Source organism: Mycobacterium sp. ABE4_509 (genome assembly GCF_056160785.1).
The window spans coordinates 1-7,162 of record NZ_JBSWXU010000205.1 but is presented as its reverse complement, the minus strand read 5'-3'; the positions used below and the strand labels follow the sequence as shown (position 1 = coordinate 7,162).

Here is a 7,162-nt window from a genome sequence, read left to right as displayed (position 1 = left end):
GCCCTGACACCGGGCCGCGGCGCCGCGCGCCGGCCGCCTCCACCCGGCGCGGTGCAGCGTGCCCGGAGTCGCTCCAGTCCAGGACGTCACGTGTGCCGTACCGGTCGCAGTCGCTCACGTCCGTGGGAGCGCTGGGACCGCTGGAACCGCTGGGACCGCTGAAGGCGTCATATGCGGGGGTGATCGTCATCTGGGTACCCTTCCCTCCGGGTTGAGGATTCGCTTCTGTGTTCGAAACTGTAGTCGATCATGTGTTCGATGAATAGAACACGTGATCGAACTGTTGCGAACGCTACGGGAGCCCACCGACAAGTTCCGCGGCGTGCGGCGGCCACCCCGACCGGCACCACGCCCACGACACGCGTCGAACACATGTTTGATTATGTCGGCCGGACGGGTTACATTCGGGCTCATGAGCGACGACAGCAGCGACAGCACGGCGAGCACCGATGCGCGCCGTGACCGTGACGCCAGCCTGACCGACCGGCAGCGCACGATCCTGGAAGTCATCCGGGCGTCCGTCACCACCCGCGGCTACCCGCCCAGCATCAGGGAGATCGGCGACGCGGTCGGCCTGACCTCGACCTCTTCGGTCGCCCACCAGCTACGAACCCTCGAGCGCAAGGGTTACCTGCGGCGCGACCCCAACCGGCCACGCGCCGTCGACGTCCGTGCCGCCGACGATGGCGCCGCTCAGATCGTCACCACCGATGTGAGCGGGTCCGATGCGCTGCCGGAGCCGACGTTCGTGCCGGTGTTGGGCCGGATCGCCGCCGGCGGTCCCATCCTGGCCGAGGAGGCTGTCGAAGAGGTCTTCCCGCTACCCCGGGAACTCGTTGGCGAGGGCTCGTTGTTCCTGCTCAAGGTCGTCGGAGAATCAATGGTCGACGCGGCCATCTGCGACGGCGACTGGGTTGTGGTGCGACAGCAGAATGTCGCCGACAACGGCGACATCGTCGCGGCGATGATCGACGGTGAGGCCACCGTGAAGACGTTCAAGCAGGCCCGCGGTCAGGTCTGGTTGATGCCGCACAACCCGGCGTTCGACCCGATTCCCGGAAACGACGCCGCAATCCTCGGCAAGGTCGTGACCGTCATCCGCAAGATCTGAGGCGCGGCGACCGCCCGCGCGCTCAGCGAGCGCGAACCCGAGTGAGCCCGAGCCTCAGTAGGCGCGGACTCAGTAGGCGCGGACGAAGCCCATCGTGATCGCCATTTCCTCGCTGGCGAGGTAGACCTCGGCGGCGACATCGTCGTAGTCCGGGCTGTCCGGCGCCCAGTACAGACCCGACTGGGTGTCGGCCTTGACGGGATATCCGCCGGGTGCCTCACGCGGATCACCCATCGGCATGTGCAGCGCGGTGCCCCCCGGAGTGGGTTCGTCGACGTCGATGCGCGCGTGCCGGCCGGTGTCGATCAGCGCATCTCGATCCGACGCGGCTTCGGCCATCGCGGCAGACCCCACGACGGCCTCCTCGGCCGGCGGCTCCAGATCCGCACCCTCATCGGGCGGCGCCCAGTGTTCGTCGCCCGACTCGACGAGCGGTTCGTCGATCGGTTCGTCAGAGAGCTCCTCGACCGGCTCCTCGAGCGGCTCGTCGACGAAATCGTCCCGGTAGCCGGCCTCGTCCGAATATTCGGTGTCCGGGTAGTCCCCCAGCACCGGCAACTCGGTCTCGACGGGGTTCTCGATCCGGGTCGGGGCGGTGTCGACGGCATCGGGATCTTCCTGCTCGACGTCCACGCCCTCGTCCGAGACCGGAGTGCTCCAGAAACTCAACGGGGCCGACACGTCGTCGGAGGGCACCGGGGGCGCAGGCACGGCACTCAGCGAGCCCAGCCCTTCCCGCGCGTAGCGGTCGCCGAACAGCGTGTCCTCGCCACCACGCTCACCGCCGTGCTGGTCGCCGGCCATCGCCGCGGCGTACAACTCATCATCGTCGTCCGTCGCGGCGAACGGGTCTTCGCCGCGGCTGCGGTTGCGCACCACGGCGAACGCCACCAGCGCAACCAGCAGAATGATCGGCACGACCGCCAGCAGCCACCACCAGTTCCACTGCAATCCGTTGCCGTCACCGGTATTCGACGCCGGCGGCGCCTCCGCCGCGGTCTGCCCGTCCTGGCCGGGCACTTCCAGACCGCCGAGCTGCGGGGCGAGGCTGGCCGGGTCCGTGCTGAACTCCTTGGTCGAAGTGTCCCAGGAGATGGACCCGCCGTTGAAGCGCTGGGTGATGACGTCGCCGTCCTGGGACTGGTCGGCCACCGGGGCACCGAGCTCGCCGGTCGGCCCGCCGAGCTCCTGCCAAGCGGCGTTCATCGGGCCGCGCACGATGAACGCGCCGTGGTCGGGGGTCCAGAAGATCACCGGCTCGTCCGCAGCGGCGAACCGGCTCATCCGGCTTGTCGGCTCCAGCCCGCCGTCGATCTCATTGGTCACCGGGAAACCCAGGTCTCCCTGCGGCCCCCCGACACTCTCGTACTTGGCCAGCACCTGGCCGGTGACGACGTTCGCGCCGGTGTCGGGGCTGTAGAAGATCTTGCCGTTGACGAAGTCCTGACCGAGCCCGTCGTCGCCGATCTCGTACGGCTCGCCCTCGGCGGCACCCAGCGGCCCCAGCGGGCCGCCCGCAGCGCGGCGCGCGGCGTTGATCGCCGAGACCGGATCGTCCGGGACGCTCAGATCGGTCAACTGCTCCGCCAGCTCCGGCGGCACCGTGGTGAACGTGCCGGTCTGCGAGTCGTACGACAGCTGCCCGGCGGCGAACTGCTGGGTGACCACCGAGCCGTCGTAGGACTCGTCCTCGACCGGCACCCCGAGAGCGCCGGTGGATCCGCCCAGCTCATCCCACGCCGCGTTGATGGGCCCGCGCACCACCCGCGCACCGTGTTCCGGGGTCCAGAAGATGACCGGATTGTCTGGAGCGCTGAAGGTGCTGTTGCGGCTTCCCGGCGCCAGGCCAGGGCCCTCGTCGATGGTGGGGAAACCGAGATCGCCGTCGGCAGCTCCACCCAGCGACTCATATTTGTCCAGGATGGCGCCCTGCATGAAGTGCGCGCCGGTCTGCGCGGTGAAGAACATCCTCCCGGACGCGAAGTCCTGGGCGAAACCCTCACCGGCCGGATAGACGTCACCGGTGGGGGGACCCAGAGGTCCGGCGTCCCCACCACTGGCCTGCCAGGCGGCGGCGATCGCGTCGTTGGCTTCGACTTCGGGCTGCGCCCCCGCGACCGGGGCCAGCAGGAGAGCCGTGGCGACCCCCAACAGCCCGATCGCTGCGCGACCGACCATTCCTAGGCGCAGCAGCGGCTGCCGGCTCATTCATCCTCCCCGCGGTCGGCGACGGTGCTCTCGTGAGGCACTCTGGCGAGTTCCTTGAGAAATTCTGAGAAAGTTACCGCGTCCGTTCACTGTGCGTCAGCCGACGTCGATAACCAAGTCACCTCGCCGATCGAGGTCAAGAATATGTGCGCATCGGCAGCGCACCGACACCGGGCACCGCAGATCAGACACCCAGACTGCGGCCGATGATCTCCTTCATGATCTCGGTCGTGCCCCCGTAGATGGTCTGCACCCGGGCATCGAGGTAGGCGCGAGCGACGTTGTATTCACGCATGTAGCCGTAACCGCCGTGCAGCTGAAGACACCGATCGACCAGGTGAACCTGCTTTTCGGTGGCGTACCACTTCGCCATCGCGGCCTGCTCGGCGCTGAGGTTCTCGTCCAGATGCAGCCTGATGAACTCGTCGACCATCATCCGCACGACGGTGGCCTCGGTGGACAGCTCGGCCAGCAAAAAACGGCTGTTCTGCTGGCTTCCGATGGGCTTACCGAAGGCTTTGCGCTCCTTGGCGTACTGCAGCGTCTCGGCCAGGACGGCCTCCATGGCCGCGGCCGCCATGATCGCGATGCCGATCCGTTCCTGCGGCAGGTTCTGCATCAGGTAGATGAAGCCCTGGCCCTCTTCGCCCAGCAGGTTGGTGGCCGGCACCCGCACATCGGTGAACGACAGCTCGGCGGTGTCCTGGGCATCCAGGCCGATCTTGTCGAGCTTGCGGCCGCGCTCGAATCCCTCCATGCCGCGCTCGACGACCAGCAGCGAGAACCCGAGCGCGCCCTTGTCCGGGTCGGTCTGCGCCACCACGATCACCAGGTCGGAGAGGATCCCGTTGGTGATGAACGTCTTCGAGCCGTTGAGCACGTAGTGGTCACCGTCTTTGACCGCCCGGGTCTTGATGCCCTGCAGGTCACTTCCGGTTCCCGGTTCGGTCATCGCGATGGCGCTGATGAGCTCGCCGGTGCAGAACTTGGGCAGCCAGCGCTGCTTCTGCTCCTCGGTGGCCAGCCGGATGAGGTAAGGCGCGGCGACGTCGTTGTGCAGGCTGAAGCCCAACCCGCTGTAGCGGCCTTTGGTGACCTCCTCGGTGACGATGGTGTTGTAACGGAAGTCGGGGTTGCCGCCGCCGCCGTACTCCTCGGGCACCGCCATGCCCAGGAAGCCCTGTTTGCCCGCCTCCAGCCACACCCCGCGGTCGACCAGTTTGTCGGCCTCCCACTGTTCGTGATTCGGCGCCACATGGCGCTCGAGAAAGCCCCGGAACGACTCGCGGAACAACTCGTGCTCGGGTTCGAACAGGGTGCGCTGGTAGGCGACGACGGGGGTCGACTTCTCGGTTTCCAGGCCCATGGCGATGTCCTCCATGTCCTCCATAGTCGGTACGGATTCTGGCTGCAGACGTGTGCAGAACTCGCCGCCAACCTACCCCATCCAACCGGATGGTTGATCGAGCCGGCCGTGCTCGGCACCCGGGCCCGTAGACTTCCGGCCGTGCCCCGAGCCGCGAGCAGCCTGACGCACTGGGGGGCGTTCACCGCCACCGTCGCCGACGGCGATCTGAGCGCGGTGAACCCGATCGACGGCGACACCGACCCCTCCCCCGCGCTGGGCAACCTCGTCGGCTCGGTGCGACACCGGTCACGCATCACCGCACCGGCGGTACGCCGGGGCTGGCTGGAAGGCGGTCCCGGTCCGACTGCCGGCCGGGGTGTCGACGAGTTCGTCACCGTCAGCTGGGACGAACTCGTCGAACTGCTCGCAACAGAACTCCGCCGGGTCGTCGACAGGCACGGCAACGCCGCCGTCTACGGCGGCTCGTACGGCTGGTCGAGCGCGGGACGTTTCCATCACGCCCAGAGCCAGGTGCACCGCTTCCTGAACTGTCTGGGCGGCTACACCTATTCGCGCCACTCCTACAGCCTGGGCGCCACCGGGGTGATCATGCCTCGGGTGGTCGGCACCCACGACGACTTGTTCAAGCGCTCCACGAGTTGGGACGTGATCGTCGAGCACACCGATCTGCTGGTGTGTTTCGGCGGGATGGCGCTGAAGAACACCGGCGTCAATCACGGCGGCACGACCGCTCACCCGGCTCCCGACGCGTTGCGCCGCTTCCGGGAGCGCGGTGGGCACCTGGTCTCGATCTCACCCCTGCGCGACGACGCCGACGGTGAGTGCACCTGGTATGCGCCGGTACCCGGCACCGATGTGGCGATCATGCTGGCGCTGGCCTACGTGCTGGCCACCGAGTCGCTGGCCGACCGCGAGTTCCTGGCCCGCTACTGCACCGGCTACGACGAATTCGAACGCTATCTGCTCGGTGAGACCGACGGCGTGCCCAAATCGCCCCGGTGGGCCGCGCCGATCTGCGGGCTGGAACCCGACGCGCTCGCAGCGCTGGCCCGCCGGATGGCCTCCGGCCGCACGCTGGTCACGGTGAGCTGGTCGCTGCAGCGGACCCGCCACGGCGAGCAGGCCCCGTGGATGGGGATGACCCTGGCCGCCATGCTGGGCCAGATCGGGCTACCCGGAGCGGGATTCGGGCACGGCTACGGCTCGATGAACGAACCCGGCCTGCCGCCGTTGCGGTGCGCTCTGCCGCGGCTGCCCCAGGGCATCAACCGCGTCCGTTCGTTCATTCCGGTCGCCGCCGTCAGCGACATGCTGCTGCGCCCCGGCGAACCGTTCGACTACAACGGCCAGCGGCTGAACTATCCGGACATCAAGCTCGTCTACTGGGCCGGCGGCAACCCGTTCCACCACCACCAGAACATTCCCCGGCTGCGCCGCGCACTCGGCCGCCCGGATACGGTCGTGGTGCACGACCCGTACTGGACCGCGATGGCCAAACACGCCGACATCGTGGTTCCCTCAACCACGTTCGCCGAACGCGACGACTTCTCGGGGTCGGCCAACGATCCGGTTCTGATGGCGATGCCCAAACTCACCGAGCCCTACGCACACGCGCGCGACGACTACCAGACCTTCAGCGCGCTGGCCCGCGCGCTGGGTGTCGAGGACGAGTTCACCGAAGGCCGCACCGCCCGGCAGTGGCTCGAGCACATCTATCAGACATGGTCCGCCGGGCTGGATTTCGAGGTGCCGCCGTTCGGCGAGTTCTGGATTCGGGGGCGGCTGCGCCTGCCCACCCAGGAGCGGTTGACGTTGTTGGCCGAATTCCGCGCCGACCCGGTGCATCACCGGCTGGCGACCCCCAGCGGGCGCATCGAGATCTACTCCGCCGACATCGCCGGCTTCGGATATCCCGACTGTTCAGGCCATCCCACCTGGTTCGAACCGTCCGAATGGCTCGGCGCAGCGCGCGCCGCGCAGTATCCGCTGCATCTGCTGGCTAACCAGCCGGCCTCGCGGCTGCACAGCCAACTCGACGGCGGTGCGGCCAGCCAGAACTCGAAAGTCGCCGGCCGAGAACCGATCCGGATGCATCCGTCGGACGCCTCCGAACGCGGCCTGGCCGGCGGTGACGTGGTGCAGGTGTTCAACGACCGCGGCGCCTGCCTGGCCGGTGTCGTGCTCGACGCCGGCGTGCGACCGCGGGTGGTCCAGCTGGCCACGGGGGCGTGGTTCGACCCGCAGGACCCGGCGGATCCGGACACCATGTGCCTGCACGGCAATCCCAACATGCTCACCGACGATGCCGGCACGTCGTCGTTGGCCCAGGGCTGCACCGGGGCGCACGTCCTGGTCGAGGTTCAGCGATTCGACGCGACGGTGCCACCGGTGCGCGCCCACCTGCCGCCGGTGATCGCGCCGCGCTGAGTCAGGAGGCGGCCGGCGCCTGCGCCCGCGAGCGGCCGCTGCGCGGC

Annotated in this window: 5 protein-coding genes; 2 read left to right on the top strand and 3 right to left on the bottom strand. The window is 68.4% G+C overall.

The annotated features are described in order from the left end of the window. Positions 1-190 (bottom strand): hypothetical protein (locus tag ACXAID_RS26170; RefSeq protein WP_475025094.1); only part of this gene is annotated, 190 nt, incomplete at its 3' end. A gap of 222 nt (positions 191-412) precedes the next feature. Here ACXAID_RS26170 and lexA point away from each other — a divergent pair. Then, a complete protein-coding gene (gene lexA / locus ACXAID_RS26165) occupies positions 413-1,111 on the top strand; it encodes a transcriptional repressor LexA (RefSeq protein WP_475025093.1) in 699 nt (232 codons plus the stop codon). A gap of 69 nt (positions 1,112-1,180) precedes the next feature. Here lexA and ACXAID_RS26160 read toward each other — a convergent pair whose 3' ends face one another. After that, on the bottom strand, positions 1,181-3,319 hold the full coding sequence (locus tag ACXAID_RS26160) for an LGFP repeat-containing protein (RefSeq protein WP_475025092.1): 2,139 nt from the start codon (positions 3,317-3,319) through the stop codon (positions 1,181-1,183). 184 nt (positions 3,320-3,503) lie between these two features. After that, positions 3,504-4,685: an acyl-CoA dehydrogenase family protein gene (locus ACXAID_RS26155; RefSeq protein WP_475025095.1), complete on the bottom strand. Its 1,182-nt coding sequence runs from the start codon at positions 4,683-4,685 to the stop codon at positions 3,504-3,506. Positions 4,686-4,826: 141 nt separating this feature from the next. Between ACXAID_RS26155 and ACXAID_RS26150 the strand changes: the two genes are divergently transcribed. Continuing rightward, positions 4,827-7,115: a molybdopterin-dependent oxidoreductase gene (locus ACXAID_RS26150; RefSeq protein WP_475025091.1), complete on the top strand. Its 2,289-nt coding sequence runs from the start codon at positions 4,827-4,829 to the stop codon at positions 7,113-7,115. Positions 7,116-7,162 lie beyond the last annotated feature (47 nt).

Coding starts and splice junctions, on each gene's coding strand:
- lexA (WP_475025093.1), top strand. CDS start 413: ATGAGCGACGACAGCAGCGACAGCACGGCGAGCACCGATGCGCGCCGT.
- ACXAID_RS26160 (WP_475025092.1), bottom strand. CDS start 3,319: ATGAGCCGGCAGCCGCTGCTGCGCCTAGGAATGGTCGGTCGCGCAGCG.
- ACXAID_RS26155 (WP_475025095.1), bottom strand. CDS start 4,685: ATGGGCCTGGAAACCGAGAAGTCGACCCCCGTCGTCGCCTACCAGCGC.